This window comes from Streptomyces sp. NPDC017890 (assembly GCF_044328675.1).
GTDB lineage: Bacteria > Actinomycetota > Actinomycetes > Streptomycetales > Streptomycetaceae > Streptomyces.
Genome location: NZ_JBIRHU010000017.1, coordinates 142,145 through 157,321, shown reverse-complemented (window position 1 = coordinate 157,321; position 15,177 = coordinate 142,145). Strand labels below are relative to the sequence as shown.

The following is a 15,177-nucleotide window of genomic DNA, read 5'->3' as shown; positions in this document are numbered from 1 at the left end:
CCGAGCAGCACTCCGCTGGAGCGTCTGCGCGTGGAAAGGGAGGCCGCCACGTCCCCCACCGACAACGGCCAGGAATCCGACACCGCGGCGATCCGCCGCCACCCGACGCTCTTCCGGGCCATCAGACGCCGGCAGAACCCGAGGCTCCGCCGGTCGGACATCACTGTCACGGACGAGGCCGCGGTCAAGCGAGCCGTGAAGGCGGCCTCCCTCGGCAATGCCATGGAGTGGTTCGACTTCGGCATCTACGCCTATCTGGCCGGCACCATCGGCCGCGTGTTCTTCCCGTCCGGGAGCGACACCGCGCAGTTGCTGTCCTCGTTCGCCACGTTCGCCGTGGCGTTCCTGGTGCGCCCGCTCGGCGGCGCCTTCTTCGGCCCGATGGGTGACAAGATCGGCCGCAAGAAGGTCCTGGCGCTGACGATGATCCTCATGGCGATCGGCACCGCCGCCATCGGGCTCATCCCCAGCTACGACTCGATCGGCTTCTGGGCCCCCCTCCTGCTGATCGTGTTCCGCCTGCTCCAGGGCTTCTCGACCGGCGGCGAGTACGGCGGTGCGTCCACCTTCATCGCCGAGTACGCGCCCGACAAGCGGCGCGGCTTCTTCGGCAGCTTCCTGGAGCTGGGAACGCTGGCCGGGTACACCGGTGCCGCGAGTCTGGTCACCGCCCTCACGGCGGGGCTCGGCAGCGACACCATGGACGCCTGGGGCTGGCGCATCCCCTTCCTCGTCGCGGCGCCGCTCGGCATCGTCGGTATCTATCTGCGGCTGAAGCTGGACGACACGCCCGCGTTCCTGAAGCTGGAGGACGCCAACGTCCACATCTCGGAGGCGGCGACCGCGGTGGAGACCACCGCACGGGGCGACCTGGCCAAGATCTTCCGCACGCACTGGCGCCAGCTGGTCCTGTGCATCGCGCTCGTCGGCGCGTACAACATCACCGACTACATGCTGCTGTCGTACATGCCGACGTATCTGTCGGACGAGCTGCACTACAGCGAGAGCCACGGTCTGATGATCCTGGTGGCGACCATGGTGCTGCTGATGCTGATCATCAACCAGGTCGGCCGCCTGTCCGACCGCTTCGGCCGCAAGCCCCTCCTCATGACCGGCATGGTCAGCTTCTTCGTCCTGTCCGCCCCGGCCTTCGTGCTGGTGCAGGAGGGCAGCCTGCTCGCCGTCTCGGCCGGCATGCTGATGCTCGGCCTCTCCCTGGTCTGCCTGCTCGGCACGATGTCCGCGGCACTCCCGGCGATGTTCCCGACCAACGTCCGGTACGGATCCCTCTCGGTCGGCTACAACCTGTCGGCGTCCCTGTTCGGCGGGACCACGCCGCTGGTCATCACCGCCCTGATCAGCGTGACCGGCTCCGACATGATGCCCGCCTACTACGCGATGGCCGCCGCCCTGGTCGGTGTCGTGGCGGTGGCCTGCATGAAGGAGACGGCCCAGCAGCCCCTCGAGGGCTCCCCTCCCTCGGTGCAGACCGACGAGGAGGCGGCGGAGATGGTCGAGGCGCTGGCTCCGACGCCGAAGTTCTGACAGCTCCGCGGCCGGCGGGCCGGGCACGTCCGGTTCCGGGCGGGCCCGGCCCGCACCTACACTGGCACCCCCGGCAGACGCCGGTTGACCAGTGAGAACAACGGCGAACGAGCCGTCCCGCCGGGGTTGAGGAGCGACGCCTTGTTCTACTACGTCCTGAAGTACGTACTGCTGGGCCCGCTGTTGAGGGTCGTCTTCCGCCCCCGGATCGAGGGCCTGGACCACGTTCCGGCGTCGGGGGCGGCCATCGTCGCGGGCAACCACCTCTCGTTCTCGGACCACTTCCTGATGCCCGCGGTGCTCAGACGCCGCATCACCTTCCTCGCCAAAGCCGAGTACTTCACCGGGCCCGGCCTCAAGGGCCGGCTGACCGCGTTCTTCTTCCGCAGCGCCGGGCAGATCCCCGTCGACCGCTCGGGCAAGGAGGCGGGGCAGGCCGCGATCCGCGAGGGGCTCGGTGTGCTGGGCAAGGACGAGCTGCTCGGCGTCTATCCGGAGGGCACGCGCTCGCACGACGGCCGGCTGTACAAGGGCAAGGTCGGCGTCGCGGTGATGGCGCTCAGGGCCGGGGTGCCGGTCGTGCCCTGCGCGATGATCGGCACCTTCGAGGCGCAGCCGCCGGGGCGGAAGATCCCGAAGCTGCACCCCGTGGTGATCCGCTTCGGCGAACCCCTGGACTTCTCCCGCTACGCCGGCCTGGAGAGGGAGAAGGCCGTGCTGCGCGCCGTCACCGACGAGATCATGTACGCCGTCCTGACCCTGTCCGGACAGGAGTACGTCGACCGGTACGCGGCCGACGTGAAGGCCGAGGAGGCGGCGAAGGCGGCGAAGGGCCCGCGGTTCCCCCGGCTGCCGCACCGCTAGGAATCCGTTCTTCTGCCGTCGGCAGAAGAACGTGGCCGGGCGGCCGGTCCCGCGCCTACGGTCGCCGTATGACACGTGCTGTGGTGATCGGAGCGACGGGACAGATCGGACGGGTGGCCGTGGGGGCGCTGGCCCGGGACGGATGGGAGGTGACGGCCGTCTCGCGCGGTGGCGAGCGGGACGGGGACTGGCCCGAAGACGTGCGGGTGGTGCGGGCCGACCGGGAGGACGACGCCGACCTGTCGGCGGCGGTCGGCGACGGCTGTGACGTCCTGGTGGACATGGTGGCCTTCGGGGGCCGGCACGCGCGGCAACTGGCCGGGCTCGCAGGGCGGGTCGGCTCGGCCGTGGTGATCTCCAGTGTGTCGGTCTACGAGGACGACAAGGGCCGCAACTTCGACACGCAGGCCGAACCCGACGGCTTCCCCGAGTACCCGGTGCCGCTCTCCGAGGAGCAGCGCACGGTCCGGCCGGGCGACACCTCGTACCCCACCCGCAAGGTGGCGCTGGAGCGGGAGCTCCTCGCGGCGGGCGACCGGCTGCCCGTGACGCTGCTGCGCGCGGGCGCGATCCACGGACCGTACTGCCGGACACCGCGCGAGCTGTACTTCGTCAAGCGCAACCTCGACGGCAGGCGCCGGCGCGTCCTCGCCTACGGCGGTGCGAGCCGCTTCCACCCGGCGAGCGTGCACAACATCGCCGAGCTGGTCCGGCTGGCCGCCCCGCGGCCGGGTACGCGCGTCCTGAACGCCGTCGATCCGGACGCGCCGACGGTGGCGGAGATCGCGGCGGCGATCGACGCGGTGATGGGCGTGGCGGCCGAGGACGTACTGGTGGACGGCCCGCCGCCCGCGGACGGCGTGGGCGACACGCCGTGGTCGGTGCCCGCGCCGGTCGTGTGCGACATGACCGCGGCCGAGCGGCAGTTGGGCTACCGGCCGGTGGTCCGGTACGCCGAGACCCTGCCGGCCACGGTCGCCTTCATCGAGGAGCGGCTGGCCGGACGGGACTGGCGGGAGGCGTACCCGAAGATGTTCCGGGCGTACGGCGACCTCTTCGACTACGCGGCGGAGGACACCTGGTCGGCGGCGCGGCAGGGCTGAGCACGGTACGGGGACGGCCGGCCGGGCCGGCCGTCCCTCCGGTCGGCGGACCCTCAGCCCAGCGCGTCCAGGGCCTCGTCCAGCAGCCTCCGCACCCGCAACGCGTCGCGCGCGACGGCCGTCACCAGCGCGGCGGGCCCGGCGAGCGGCATCAGGGCCGCACCCTCCGCGAGGGTGCGGGCCTTCGGCGGCTCGGTGGCGAACTCAGGGCGCACGACGACGAGTTGCCCGACGGCGCGGTGGCCCGCCAGCCCGGCCGGGCCGTCCCAGCCACCCGGTGCTCCGGGGCCGCAGGCCAGCTCCTGGTCGAGCACGCACCGGCCCTCGATCCGTACGGTCAGACGGCTGGTGAGCCGCCCGGGTTCCTCACCGGAGCGCCCGAGTACCTGTTCCTCGCGCAGCAGGAGACGCCCCGTGGCGGCGAGGTCGGCACATGTGGTGACGTTCAGCTCACTGCCGTGCGCGGAGATCAACTGCTCGGGCAGCCAGCGCAGTTCGGCGTCGTCGCCCACGGTGAGCCGGACGTCGTAGCGTGCCCCGGTCTTGTCCTGCCCCGGCAGGGCGAGGGTGGCGGCGGCCGAACCGACCCGCAGCCGGGCGCCCCGGGCCGCCTCGGCGTCCACCGTGAAGTGGTCGCCGCCGAGCGGCCCGCTCATCGCGCCGACCAGCATGACCCGGGCCTCAAAGTCGCCGCCCCGGGTCCGCCGCACCGCGAGCGGCCCCTCGCCCTCCAGTACGGGCAGGGCGGTCCCGCCCCGTCCGTCGCCGTGCGCGACGATGCTCGCCCTCGCGCGCACACCACCCGGCGCGGTCATGCCGTCCATGCGGCGATCCGGGCCCGTACCCAGTCGGCGACGTCCCGTACGCCGTCCTCGCCGCGCAGCGACTGCAGGACCACGGGCAGTTCACCGCGCTGCGCCTTCGCGTCGGCGGCCATTCGCGCGAGATCGGAGCCGACGTACGGGGCGAGGTCTGTCTTGTTGACGATCAGCAGGTCGGCGGTGGTGACGCCGGGCCCGCCCTTGCGCGGGATGTCGTCGCCGCCGGCCACGTCGATCACGAAGATCTGGGCGTCGACCAGCCCCTTGGAGAAGGTGGCGGTGAGGTTGTCACCGCCGGACTCGACCAGGACCAGATCGAGCGGCCCGACCTCGTCCTCCAGGTCCTCCACGGCTTCCAGGTTGGCGGAGATGTCGTCCCGGATCGCGGTGTGCGGGCAGGCCCCCGTCTCCACGGCGGTGATCCGCTCCGGCGGCAGCACCGCCTCGCGGAGCAGGAATTCGGCGTCCTCCCGGGTGTAGATGTCGTTGGTGACGACCGCGAGGGAGAGTTCTTCCCGCAGCGCCCGGCAGAGCGCTGCGACGGTGGCGGTCTTCCCGGACCCGACGGGCCCGCCGAGCCCGATACGCAGGGCGCGCCGGCTGCCGTCGGGCCGCCGGGCATCGGCGCTGACGGCCGCGGGTCCGTGGTGGGAGTGGTCGAGGTGCATGGCTGAACTCCTGAAACCGGGTCGGTGCTTCCAGCCCGTCCGGCGCTTGATGACGAGGCCGGCAAGGCCGAGGCGGGCCAGGGGGGCGGAGCCCCCTGGCGGGGTCGAAGGGGCAGAACCCCTGGGGGTCGGGACGGGCGAAGGGGCGCCGGGGGCGGAACCCCCTACGAGGCGAACAACCGCACAGGCCAGGCGGCGTGCGCCTCGGCCCCGATCTCCAGCAACGGCGCGGACCGCGCGGGCAGCAGGTGGGCCCCCTCTGTCACGGCGCGGCGCCCCGCGTCCACTGCGTCCCGGGCCACCCGGTCCAGTTCGGGCGCGAGCCGCGCGAGTACGCCGGTCGCGTCGAACGGGTCGAGGCTGAGCAGCCGTACGACGGCCGTCGCCGGCCCGCTCACCCCCTCGTAGGCGGAGCAGTAGGCCGCGTCGAGCGGCCCGAGCCCGGCCGCGCGGGCGGTCAGCCCGAGCACGACCGGCTGGTGGGCGCCCTTGGGGAACCGCTGCGCCAGTGCGTCGAGTTCGGGATGCGGCCAGGTCGCCCGGGCGGCCCGCATCAGCTGCCGCCCGAGCCTGCGTGCCGCCACCCGAAGGGCGGGGGACGGGGTGCGGGCGTCCGCGGCCAGGTCGAGGTCTCCGGGGTCGACGCCGAGGGCCGCGGCTGCCGCGAGGCAGGCAGCGACGGCCCCGCTCGTGTGCAGCCGTCCCCGGCAGAACTCCTCCAGGCTCGCTGCGTCGGTGATGTGTCCCGCCCGGACGGCGGCCTCCGCCCCGCCGGAGTGGGCGTGCCCTCCGGCGGGGAAGCGGCCGTCCGCGAGGACGAGCAGTGCTGCGCGGCTCATGGCGGCGCTCAGAACAGGAAGTACCGCTGCGCGAGCGGTAGTTCGGCGACGGGGGCGGGTTCGACGAGCTCGCCGTCGATGGTGACCGCGAAGGAGTCCGCGGCGACCTCGACGCGCGGCAGGGCGTCGTTCTGCCGCATGTCGGCCTTGGTCCGGCCGCGGGTCGAACGGATCGGGACCAGCTCACGCCCGAGTCCGAGCCGTTCCGGCAGCCCGTCCTCGATGGCCGCCTGGGCCACGAAACCGACCGAGTTGGCGGCCGGAGCCGTGCCGAGTGCGCCGAACATCGGGCGCGGCAGGACCGGCTGGGGGGTGGGGATGGAGGCGTTGGCGTCGCCCATCTGCGCGTACGCGATCTGGCCGCCCTTCAGCACGACCTGTGGCTTCACGCCGAAGAAGCGGGGGTCCCACAGCACCAGGTCGGCGAGCTTTCCGGTCTCGACGGAGCCGACCTCGTGCTCGATGCCCTGGGCGACGGCGGGGTTGATGGTGTACTTGGCGACATATCGACGGGCGCGCAGGTTGTCGGCGCGGGTGTCGCCGGGCAGGAGGCCGCGGCGCCGCTTCATCACGTGCGCGGTCTGCCAGGTCCGCAGGATCACCTCTCCGATGCGGCCCATGGCCTGGGCGTCCGACGACATGATGGAGATCGCCCCCATGTCGTGCAGGATGTCCTCGGCCGCGATGGTGCTGGGCCGGATGCGGGACTCGGCGAAGGCCAGATCCTCGGGGACGGCGGGGTTCAGGTGGTGGCAGACCATCAGCATGTCGAGGTGCTCCTCGACCGTGTTGACGGTGTGCGGCCGGGTCGGGTTGGTGGACGCCGGGAGCATGTTGGGCAGCGAGACCGCCGTGATCATGTCAGGCGCGTGGCCGCCGCCGGCGCCCTCGACGTGGAAGGCGTGCAGGGTGCGTCCGGCGACGGCGTCGAAGGTGTCGCCGACGAATCCGGCTTCGTTCAGGGTGTCGGTGTGGACGGCGAGCTGGACACCGGACTCCTCGCACACGTCCAGGCAGGCGGAGATGACGGCGGGGGTGGCGCCCCAGTCCTCGTGGATCTTGAAACCGAGGATCCCGGCGCGCAGTTGGTCACGCATGGACTCCTTGGACATGGTGCTGCCCTTGCCCAGGAAGCCGATGTTGACGGGGCTGGACTCCAGGGCGGCGAACATCCGCGCGAGGTGCCAGGAACCGGGGGTGACGGTGGTCGCCTTGCTGCCCTCGGCCGGGCCCGTGCCGCCGCCGATGAGGGTGGTGATGCCGGAGGCGAGGGCCTCGTCGACGGCGGCCGGCGCGATGAAGTGGACGTGGGTGTCGATGCCGCCCGCGGTGACGATCTTGCCGTTGCCCGCGATGATCTCCGTCTCGGGGCCGATGACGAGGTCGGGGTGGACACCGTCCATGGTGTCCGGGTTGCCGGACTTGCCGATGCCGGTGATCCGGCCGTCGCGGATGCCGATGTCGGCCTTGACGACGCCCCAGTGGTCGATGATCACGGCGCCGGTGATGACGGTGTCGGGGGCGCCGTCGGCGCGGCCGGCACGGGACTGGCCCATGGACTCGCGCAGTACCTTGCCACCGCCGAAGACGGCTTCGTCGCCGGAGCGGCCGGGGCCGCCCGAGCGGTCCTCCTCGATCTCGACGAGGAGGTCGGTGTCGGCGAGGCGGATTCGGTCACCGGCGGTCGGGCCGAAGAGGTCGGCGTAGGCGGGACGGGACAGTTCAGGCATCGAGGGCACCTCCGGTCGCGCCGCGCAGGCCCACGACGACACGGGCACCCGCGAGCGGAACGAGCTCCACGTCGACCGGGATGCCGGGCTCGAACCGGACGGCGGTGCCGGCGGCGATGCCCAGCCGCTTGCCGCGGGCCGCGTCGCGGTCGAAGTCGAGGCCGGGGTTGGCCTCGGCGAAGTGGTAGTGGGAGCCGACCTGGACGGGCCGGTCGGCGGTGTTGAGCACGGTCAGGCGGGTGGTCTCGCGCCCCTCGTTGAAGACGACCGGCTCGTCGGCGAAGAGAATCTCTCCGGGAATCATGTCTGCCGTCCCCGTCAGATGATCGGATCGTGGACGGTGACCAGCTTGGTGCCGTCGGGGAAGGTGGCCTCGACCTGCACGTCGTGGATCATCTCGGGGATGCCCGCCATGACCTCGTCGCGCTGGATCAGCTTGCGTCCGGAGGCCATGAGCTCGCCGACCGTGCGACCGTCCCGGGCGCCTTCCAGGATGTGCGAGGTGATCAGGGCGACGACTTCGGGATGGTTGAGCTTCACACCTCGTGCGCGGCGCTTCTCCGCCACGTCCGCGGCCACATGAATGAGCAGTCTCTCCTGCTCGTGCGGGGTCAGCTGCACTTACCACCTCACAGGGCATCACGCCGGGACCGAGCGGTCCGGCTGCCGCGGCCACCGCGACGGCTATAGATGTAACACACATGAATGCGCTGGAACGCACACGCCGGTGTTCAGAAACCGCAGGTGGATCGGGGTGCAGAGTAGGGCTGGAGTGTTTCGTTCACGTCACCCGGATTTGACCGACTGATTACCGATGCCGTCGGCGGCTCCTCGCATGCTCAGCAGCCCCCGCACGCCCTCCCGCAGGGCCTGCGGGGAGAAGCTGCCAAACAGCGCGTACTGGGCCCCGAAGCCCTGCACCATGGCCATCAGCGTCCGGGCCACGGCCTCCGGGTCGACGTCGTCGCGCATCATGCCGGTTTCCTGGTAGCGGACCACGACCTTCGCCCAGGCCGCCGTCACCTCGGCGAACCCCTCGCCCAGGAGAGCGGACAGCGCGTCGTTGCGCAGCGTCTCGGACCAGGCCTGGATCATGAGCCGCGGGAACAGCCACTCGCCGCCGTCCGTCACCGCCGGCCGCTCCCGTGCCATGTGCGCCAGGGTGCGGGCGATGAGCTCGTCGGGCATGGGCGGCGGGCTCTCCCCCGCCGCACGTTCGTACACGTCGCGGATGGCGCCCAGTACCTCGGTGACGATGGCCTCGATCAGCTCCTCCTTGCCGCTGAAGTAGCGGTAGACGGCCCCCGCCGAGAGGTCCACCTCCTTCAGCACGTCCTGCATCGACGTGGCGTGGAAGCCATTGCGGGCGAAGCAGAGCGCGGCGCCGTCGAGGATCTGCCGACGGCGGGCGTCGAGGTGTTCCTGGGATACGCGGGCCATGGCCCCAACCTAAAACGAACATTCCTTCTTGACAAGGCTGCCGAGCCGCCACACCGTGGAGGCAGAAACAAAAACGAACGATCCTTCTCTCATGAGGAGCACCCATGTCCCGCCCCTTCGTTCCCCACGGCCGCCGTGTGGTCGCCGTCGTCGTCCTGGTTCCCGTGCTGGTGGCGCTGGCACTGTGCGCCTTCGCCTGGCCGGCCGCCCGTACGGCAGCCCGCGATCTGCCGCTCGGCGTTGCGGGGCCACCCACCGCCCTCGCGCAGCTGGAGCAGCGGCTCACCCAGCGCGAGGGCGCCTTCGAGATCCACCGCTACGCCGACGAGGCCGCGGCCCGCGACGCCATCGAGGACCGGACCGTGTACGGCGCGGTGGTCGCCGGCGACCGGGGCGCGAAGCTGCTCACGGCGTCCGCGGCGAGCCCCTCCGTCGCCCAGCTGCTCCAGCAGGCGGTGACCGGGCAGGCCGCTGCCACGGGCACCCCGGTCCAGGTCGTCGACGTGGTACCCGCCCCCGAGGCGGATCCGCGCGGCGCGGCCCTGGGCGCGAGCGTACTGCCGCTCGCACTGGCCGGGATCGCGACCGGCGCCGTGGTGACCCTGCTGGGGCTGCGCGGGGTGCGGGCGGTCGTCGCGGTGGCCGGCGCCGCCGCGTCGACAGGCGCGGTCGCGGCGGCGGTCGCGCACAGCTGGCTCGGGGTGGTCACCGGTGACTGGTGGGCCGTGGCCGGTGTGCTCGGCCTGTCGGCCCTGGCAGTCGGCGCGGGCGTCGCCGGGCTCGGGGCGCTGTTCGGGCGGGCGGGTCTCGGGCTGGGCGCGGCCGTGATCATGCTGCTGGGCAACCCCTTCTCCGGCGCGTCCTCGGCGCCTCAGATGCTGCCCCGACCGGCCGGCGCGATCGGCCAGTGGCTGCCGCCGGGGGCGGGCGGCTCGCTGCTGCGCTCGGTGTCCTTCTTCGACGGTGCCGCGGCCACCGGCCCCGCGCTCACGCTGACGTGCTGGTCCCTGCTGGGTCTGGGCGCGGTCCTGCTCGGCGGCGCGCTGCGACACCGCGCACACGGCGCCTCACCGGCGCCCGACCGGACCCCGGCACCGGCAGCCTCCTGAACCCGGCCGGCCACCACGTCGGGTTCGCGGCAGCCTCCTGAACCCGGCCGGCCACCACGTCGGGTTCGGGCCCCGTGTTCCGCAGCGATGCCGAAACGGTGGCGCTCGCGTGCGCGGGGGCGGCGGCGGTGCCATGGACTCGGGTGAGCGGGCGCGCGGGTGGTGATCCATCAGCTCGTGCTCGCCGACCCGGCGGAGGGGGCAGGCCAGTGAACTCGCGCTACATGTCGGCAGGTTGGTCCGCATCTGTGTTCGCTCGCCGGAGATCCTCATGCGACACACGGGCCGCACCTCCGAGCAGATGACCGCGGACCTCGAGTGCGAAGCGGCCCTCGACCCCCAACAGGCTGCGGAGTGAGGCCTGGTGGGTCGTATCGTGCCCGCCCGAAGGGGCACTCCCCCCGCTCCCGTTCGAGGGGAGCCGCCGATGCTGCCACGGGAACCGCCTCCGCCGCCCGGCCCTGACGCACACCGAAGCGGAGATGACCGGCCGTGACCTGGACGCCGTCGATCTGCTCGGGCGCCTCACAGCCGCGCGGGTCGGCGACACCTGTCACGGTCTGCGGGCCGCGCAGGCGCTGGCCGGCAAGGGCGACGGCCCTGCGCGACACGCCGGCGCCGATCCATCGGCGGGGCGGGACGGAACTGCACGCCGGCACCCTGGTCCGGGCGCCGCCCGTGCTGGGCGGTGAACGGCGGGCGGCACGTGCCGGCCTTCCGCCGCGTTTTGGGAGTTGACGCGTCAGAGGGTGAAACGGACCAAACGGCGTACCCCCTTTCGGCGTAGGAACACCATCGATTTCCGACCGGCCGAAGTTGCGCAACCCTCGTGCTCACGCAGTGGAATGATCCGCTGCGCCGCTGGTCCCAGCGTCGTCACCGCACTCGGTGACGGGTCGAACGCGGAGGCGTCCACCCGAACGGGTGAGTGGTGTGTAACAACACAAAGGGCACGTCCCGTTGGGATTCTCCCTCTGGGCGAGACAAGATCCGTGACTGACGACAAGCCCTCGCCGCAGCGGCGGGGCGGTCCGGGCGGACGCCGAGTCCTGCCGCCGCCCGGACGACCGGTCGACAGGAGTGGATCGGCAGGAGTGGAGGACCCGAGCACGACGGGTCGCCGGAACGGTCATCTCCGCGAGGAGGACGCCGGGCCGAGCAGCCCTTGGGGTGAAGCCGCACTCGTGCGGCCGGGCAACTTCGCCAGCCCGAATCCGACAGGTCATCCTTCACAGGCGGCTGACGAAGGGTTGCGCATGTCTGCGCTCAATCGTGTCCCGTCGCTGATCGCCCGTGCCGGTACGGCCTCGGCCCTCACCCTCGCCGCCATCGGCGGATCTGTCGTGGTCCCCGGTGCCGCCTCCGAGGCGGCCGCGGCGGCTCTTGCGACGAAGGCTCTCAAGATCGCGGCCTCCAAGAAGGGTTCACCCTACAAATGGGGCGCCGTCGGACCACGCAGGTTCGACTGCTCCGGGCTGACCCTGTATTCGTTCAAGAAGGCCGGCAAGAAGCTGCCGCGCACCGCGGCTCAGCAGTACAACAAGACCCGTCACATCTCCGCCAAGAAACGCAAGGCCGGCGACCTGGTCTTCTTCCACTCGGGCAGCAGCGTCTACCACGTCGGCATCTACGCCGGGAAGGGGAAGGTCTGGCACGCCCCGAAGACCGGGGATGTGGTCCGTCTGCAGAAGATCTGGACCAACAGCGTCTGGTACGGCCGGGTCAAGTGACTTCCGCTCCTCGCCCTGAAGGGCGGGGAGTCGGGCCACGGCCGGCCGGCCGTCCCGGTGGGTTCCCGCCGCGACGCGCTGTGCCGGTACGCGTATCCCTCCTGCCCGCGCTCGACAGGCCGAGGCCGCTGGTCCGGCGGTCCCGGCGGCGTCGACCGGCGCGCGGTGCGCCTCTGCGGCGCGCCGAGTACAGTCGGCGCCTCACCGCTGGGGCTCCTGCCGTCCCGAGGCCCGCCCCACGGCCGTGGCCGGCTCGGGGGGCACCGGACTGCCCGGCGGCGTCCAGGGCAGTTCGATGGAGACGGTCTTGCCGCCCTCGCGCGTGGGCCGCACCCTCAGCTTGCCGCCGCACTCCGCCGCCAGCCAGCGGATGATCACCATGCCGCGGCCGTTGTCCTGCTGGACGGCGGCGGGCAGACGCTTGGGAAACCGCGGATGGCTGTCGGTGACGCCGACGCGCAGTCTCGCGTCGCGGTCGAGCACGAGGTCCACCGTGAAGGTGGGTGACTGCCCGAACGTGTGCTGAACCGCGTTGGTCGTCAGCTCGGAGACGATGAGCCGGACGGTTTCGGACACGTCGGTGTCCGCCGGCAGGCCCCACTCCGCCAGCGTGCCGACCACATAGGTACGCGCGGCGGCCACCGAAGCGGGATCGCTCGGCAGAGTGACGGATGCTTCCAGATGGTCTGCCATGGCGACGTCGTCCCTTCCCACGGGACCGCAGCCCGACACGGGGCGGATGGTTCGAGTACGGTCCCGGACTGGTGCTTCGCCGCCAGACTGCCATCACCGGCCCGTGAAGGACGGCGATCCACCAAGATATGCATATATCTGTCGCTCGATGCGGTGAACTCTGCGACGGCAGAGCGTATTCGGACGGCCCATAGGGAGTAAGGGGAGTGGCCCATGCAGCACGGTCCCGTGGTGCGCCGCCGAAAGCTGGGCGCGGAACTGCGCGCCCAGCGGACGTCGGCGGGTATCACCAGCGGCGAGGCGGCCCGGCTGGTGGGCTGGCACCAGTCGAAGGTCAGCCGGATCGAGACCGGGACGAGCGGGGCCAAACCGGCCGACGTGCGGTTGCTGCTGGACGCATACGGCGTCGACGACGACCAGCTGCGGGAGCTGCTGGTGACACTGGCCGGCTCCGACGACGCGGGCGGCCGGAACCACTGGTGGCACGCCTATCGAGGGGTGCTGCCGCCGACCTACCGCGACTTCATCAGCCTGGAGTCCCAGGCGAGCGCGATGCGCACGCTGGAGACCACCGTGGTCCCCGGGCTGCTGCAGACACCGGAGTACGCCCGCGCGGTGACGCGCGCCGCGGTGGACGGGCTGCCGGAGGAGCGGCTGGACACCCTGGTGGAGGTGCGGCTGGCCCGGCAGGACGTACTGCGGGCGCGGCCGCCGCTGGAGCTGAGCGCGGTCCTGGACGAGTCGGTTCTGCGCCGGGAGGTGGGCGGACCCGGGGTAATGGCCCGTCAGCTGGCGCGTCTGGTGGATGCCGCGCGTCTGCCCCATGTCCGGCTCCAGGTCCTGCCGTTCGCCGCCGGGGCTCACATCGGCGTCACCGGCCCTTTCGTAATCTTTTCTTTTTCGAGCACTTCTGATCTGGACGTGGTTGTTCTCGACCACTTGACGAGTAGCCTGCACCTCGAACGGAAAGAAGACCTAGAGGCCTACACCGAGGCCTTCAACGCTCTTCTGACCCATGCCCTTTCGCCCGAGGACTCGTTGGACTTCATCGCCGCGACAGCGGCGGGCGCGTAAGGAGGCACCATGACAGGCTCCGTGTCCGCATCCCCCCGGAACATCCCTGCCAGTACCGATCTGCCCGGCGTGCGGTGGCTGCGCAGCAGCTACAGCACCGGGGCGAACAACTGCGTCGAGACGGCACGGCCGTCGGCCGGCCCCTGGGCCGGACTGCTCGCCGTGCGCGACTCCAAGGACCCGGCCGGTCCCGCGCTGCTCTTCTCCCCCGGGAGCTGGGCGTCGTTCGCAGCCGGGATCCCCCGCCGCTGACCCCGGCAGGGCATCGGGCGACGCACGGCCGTGTCACGCCGACTCATGGCCGCGTTTCGCCGATCACCCGCACAGCACGTTCGATCTGTTCCCCGGAGAGGTCCGCACGAGCGGTCAGCCTGAGCCGTGAGACGCCGTCGGGCACGGAAGGAGGGCGGAAGCAGCCCACGGACAGGCCGGCCGTACGGCAGTCGGCCGCCCACCGTACGGCCCCCTCCGGGGAGGGGGCGCGCACCGAGACGACCGCGGCGTCCGGACGTACCGCCGAAAGACCCAGGGCGGTCAGCCGTGCGTGCAGTTCGGCCGCCACCGCGCGTGCCCGCGCCGCCCGTTCGGGCTCATGACGCAGCAGGGTGAGCGCCGCCAGCGCCGCGCCCGCCGCCGCGGGTGCGAGGCCGGTGTCGAAGATGAACGTCCGGGCCGCGTTGACCAGGTGCTCGATCACCCGCGCGGGACCGAGCACGGCGCCGCCCTGACTGCCCAGCGACTTGGACAGGGTCGCCGTCACGACGACGTCGTCGGCGCCCGCGAGTCCCGCCGCGTGCGGGGCACCACGGCCGCCGTCGCCGAGGACACCGAGGCCGTGGGCGTCGTCGACGACCAGCCCGGCGCCGTGCTCCCGGCACGCCCCGGCGAGGGCGGCGAGCGGGGCCGCGTCGCCGTCGACCGAGAAGACCGTGTCGGAGACGGCGACGGCGGGACCGCCGTGCGTCGCCAGCGCCTTGCGTACGGCGTCCGGGGCGGCGTGCGCCACCACCTGCGTCGTGCCGCGCGCCAGCCGGCAGCCGTCGATCAGCGAGGCGTGGTTGCCCGCGTCGGAGACGACGAGGGAGCCGTGCGGCGCCAGCGCGGTGACGGCGGCGAGGTTGGCCGCGTAGCCGGAGGAGAAGACGAGCGCTGCCTCGAAACCGCAGAAGGCGGCCAGTTCGCGTTCGAGTTCGGCGTGCAGCTCGGTGGTGCCGGTCACCAGCCGGGAGCCGGTCGCACCGCCGCCCCAGGCCCGCGCGGCCCGCACGGCGCCCTCGGTGACCTCCGGGTGCCGGGCCAGTCCGAGGTAGTCGTTGCTCGCCAGGTCCAGCAGCGGCGAGTCGGCCGGACGGGGGCGCAGAATCCGTACGAGTCCGGCTCGGCGGCGCACCTCGGCCTGCTCGTCGATCCAGCCGAACGCCATGGGTCGGTCCTCCGGGTTTTGTAGGCAGTGGACAGACATTAGCGGTACGGCCGCCCCCGCGAGGTGTGGCGATACCCACACGGTGATCTGTCACTGTTGTGCGAAGTCTCCTTGGCCCCGGGTGGCCCCTTAGGACAG

Annotated in this window: 17 protein-coding genes and 1 riboswitch; of the genes, 8 read left to right on the top strand and 9 right to left on the bottom strand. The window is 72.1% G+C overall.

Annotated features, from left to right (window positions below; all coding sequences use genetic code 11):
• The first annotated feature begins 30 nt into the window (after window positions 1–30).
• The 3 genes from proP to ACH4F2_RS23085 all read left to right on the top strand — a co-directional run bounded on the left by proP (window position 31) and on the right by ACH4F2_RS23085 (window position 3,512).
• The gene (gene proP, locus ACH4F2_RS23095; protein WP_398134606.1) at window positions 31–1,545 is read left to right on the top strand and encodes a glycine betaine/L-proline transporter ProP; all 1,515 of its coding nucleotides are present in this window, start codon (window positions 31–33) and stop codon (window positions 1,543–1,545) included.
• A gap of 141 nt (window positions 1,546–1,686) precedes the next feature.
• Complete coding sequence (locus ACH4F2_RS23090) at window positions 1,687–2,409, top strand: lysophospholipid acyltransferase family protein (RefSeq protein WP_398134605.1); 723 nt, start codon at window positions 1,687–1,689, stop codon at window positions 2,407–2,409.
• Window positions 2,410–2,477: 68 nt separating this feature from the next.
• Window positions 2,478–3,512: an NAD-dependent epimerase/dehydratase family protein gene (locus ACH4F2_RS23085; RefSeq protein WP_398134604.1), complete on the top strand. Its 1,035-nt coding sequence runs from the start codon at window positions 2,478–2,480 to the stop codon at window positions 3,510–3,512.
• Between the two features lie 53 nt (window positions 3,513–3,565).
• Here ACH4F2_RS23085 and ACH4F2_RS23080 read toward each other — a convergent pair whose 3' ends face one another.
• From ACH4F2_RS23080 to ACH4F2_RS23050, 7 genes are all read right to left on the bottom strand, one after another.
• Window positions 3,566–4,336 carry an urease accessory protein UreD gene (locus ACH4F2_RS23080; RefSeq protein ID WP_398134603.1) on the bottom strand — a complete coding sequence of 257 codons (771 nt, stop codon included), beginning with the start codon at window positions 4,334–4,336 and terminating at the stop codon, window positions 3,566–3,568.
• Window positions 4,324–5,001 (bottom strand): urease accessory protein UreG, encoded by a 678-nt coding sequence (ureG, locus tag ACH4F2_RS23075; protein WP_398134602.1) that lies wholly within the window; start codon window positions 4,999–5,001, stop codon window positions 4,324–4,326. Before ureG ends, ACH4F2_RS23080 begins: the two co-directional genes overlap by 13 nt.
• Window positions 5,002–5,165: 164 nt before the next feature.
• Window positions 5,166–5,840, bottom strand: coding sequence for an urease accessory protein UreF (locus ACH4F2_RS23070; protein WP_398134601.1), 675 nt, complete (start codon window positions 5,838–5,840; stop codon window positions 5,166–5,168).
• 8 nt (window positions 5,841–5,848) lie between these two features.
• Complete coding sequence (locus ACH4F2_RS23065) at window positions 5,849–7,570, bottom strand: urease subunit alpha (protein ID WP_398134600.1); 1,722 nt, start codon at window positions 7,568–7,570, stop codon at window positions 5,849–5,851.
• Window positions 7,563–7,874 (bottom strand): urease subunit beta, encoded by a 312-nt coding sequence (locus tag ACH4F2_RS23060; protein WP_398134599.1) that lies wholly within the window; start codon window positions 7,872–7,874, stop codon window positions 7,563–7,565. The genes ACH4F2_RS23065 and ACH4F2_RS23060 overlap by 8 nt, the downstream gene beginning before the upstream one ends.
• Before the next feature lie 14 nt (window positions 7,875–7,888).
• On the bottom strand, window positions 7,889–8,191 hold the full coding sequence (locus tag ACH4F2_RS23055) for an urease subunit gamma (protein WP_398134598.1): 303 nt from the start codon (window positions 8,189–8,191) through the stop codon (window positions 7,889–7,891).
• Window positions 8,192–8,356: 165 nt separating this feature from the next.
• Window positions 8,357–9,010 (bottom strand): TetR/AcrR family transcriptional regulator, encoded by a 654-nt coding sequence (locus ACH4F2_RS23050; protein WP_398134597.1) that lies wholly within the window; start codon window positions 9,008–9,010, stop codon window positions 8,357–8,359.
• 104 nt (window positions 9,011–9,114) lie between these two features.
• Between ACH4F2_RS23050 and ACH4F2_RS23045 the strand changes: the two genes are divergently transcribed.
• From ACH4F2_RS23045 to ACH4F2_RS23035, 3 genes are all read left to right on the top strand, one after another.
• Window positions 9,115–10,119, top strand: a complete 1,005-nt coding sequence (locus ACH4F2_RS23045; RefSeq protein WP_398134596.1) for an ABC transporter permease — start codon at window positions 9,115–9,117, stop codon at window positions 10,117–10,119.
• A 169-nt stretch (window positions 10,120–10,288) separates the two neighbouring features.
• Complete coding sequence (locus ACH4F2_RS23040) at window positions 10,289–10,477, top strand: ATP-dependent Clp protease proteolytic subunit (RefSeq protein ID WP_398134661.1); 189 nt, start codon at window positions 10,289–10,291, stop codon at window positions 10,475–10,477.
• A 750-nt stretch (window positions 10,478–11,227) separates the two neighbouring features.
• Window positions 11,228–11,372, top strand: a riboswitch (cyclic di-AMP (ydaO/yuaA leader).
• 3 nt (window positions 11,373–11,375) lie between these two features.
• A complete protein-coding gene (locus ACH4F2_RS23035; RefSeq protein WP_398134595.1) occupies window positions 11,376–11,849 on the top strand; it encodes a C40 family peptidase in 474 nt (157 codons plus the stop codon).
• Window positions 11,850–12,050: 201 nt separating this feature from the next.
• On the opposite strand, the gene ACH4F2_RS23030 is transcribed toward ACH4F2_RS23035, so the two are convergent.
• On the bottom strand, window positions 12,051–12,542 hold the full coding sequence (locus ACH4F2_RS23030) for an ATP-binding protein (RefSeq protein WP_398134594.1): 492 nt from the start codon (window positions 12,540–12,542) through the stop codon (window positions 12,051–12,053).
• A 213-nt stretch (window positions 12,543–12,755) separates the two neighbouring features.
• Here ACH4F2_RS23030 and ACH4F2_RS23025 point away from each other — a divergent pair, with 213 nt between their 5' ends.
• Window positions 12,756–13,616, top strand: a complete 861-nt coding sequence (locus ACH4F2_RS23025) for a helix-turn-helix domain-containing protein (protein ID WP_398134593.1) — start codon at window positions 12,756–12,758, stop codon at window positions 13,614–13,616.
• A 21-nt stretch (window positions 13,617–13,637) separates the two neighbouring features.
• Complete coding sequence (locus tag ACH4F2_RS23020) at window positions 13,638–13,868, top strand: DUF397 domain-containing protein (protein WP_398134660.1); 231 nt, start codon at window positions 13,638–13,640, stop codon at window positions 13,866–13,868.
• 43 nt (window positions 13,869–13,911) lie between these two features.
• Here ACH4F2_RS23020 and ACH4F2_RS23015 read toward each other — a convergent pair whose 3' ends face one another.
• Window positions 13,912–15,039 carry an 8-amino-7-oxononanoate synthase gene (locus ACH4F2_RS23015; protein WP_398134592.1) on the bottom strand — a complete coding sequence of 376 codons (1,128 nt, stop codon included), beginning with the start codon at window positions 15,037–15,039 and terminating at the stop codon, window positions 13,912–13,914.
• Between the last annotated feature and the right edge of the window lie 138 nt (window positions 15,040–15,177).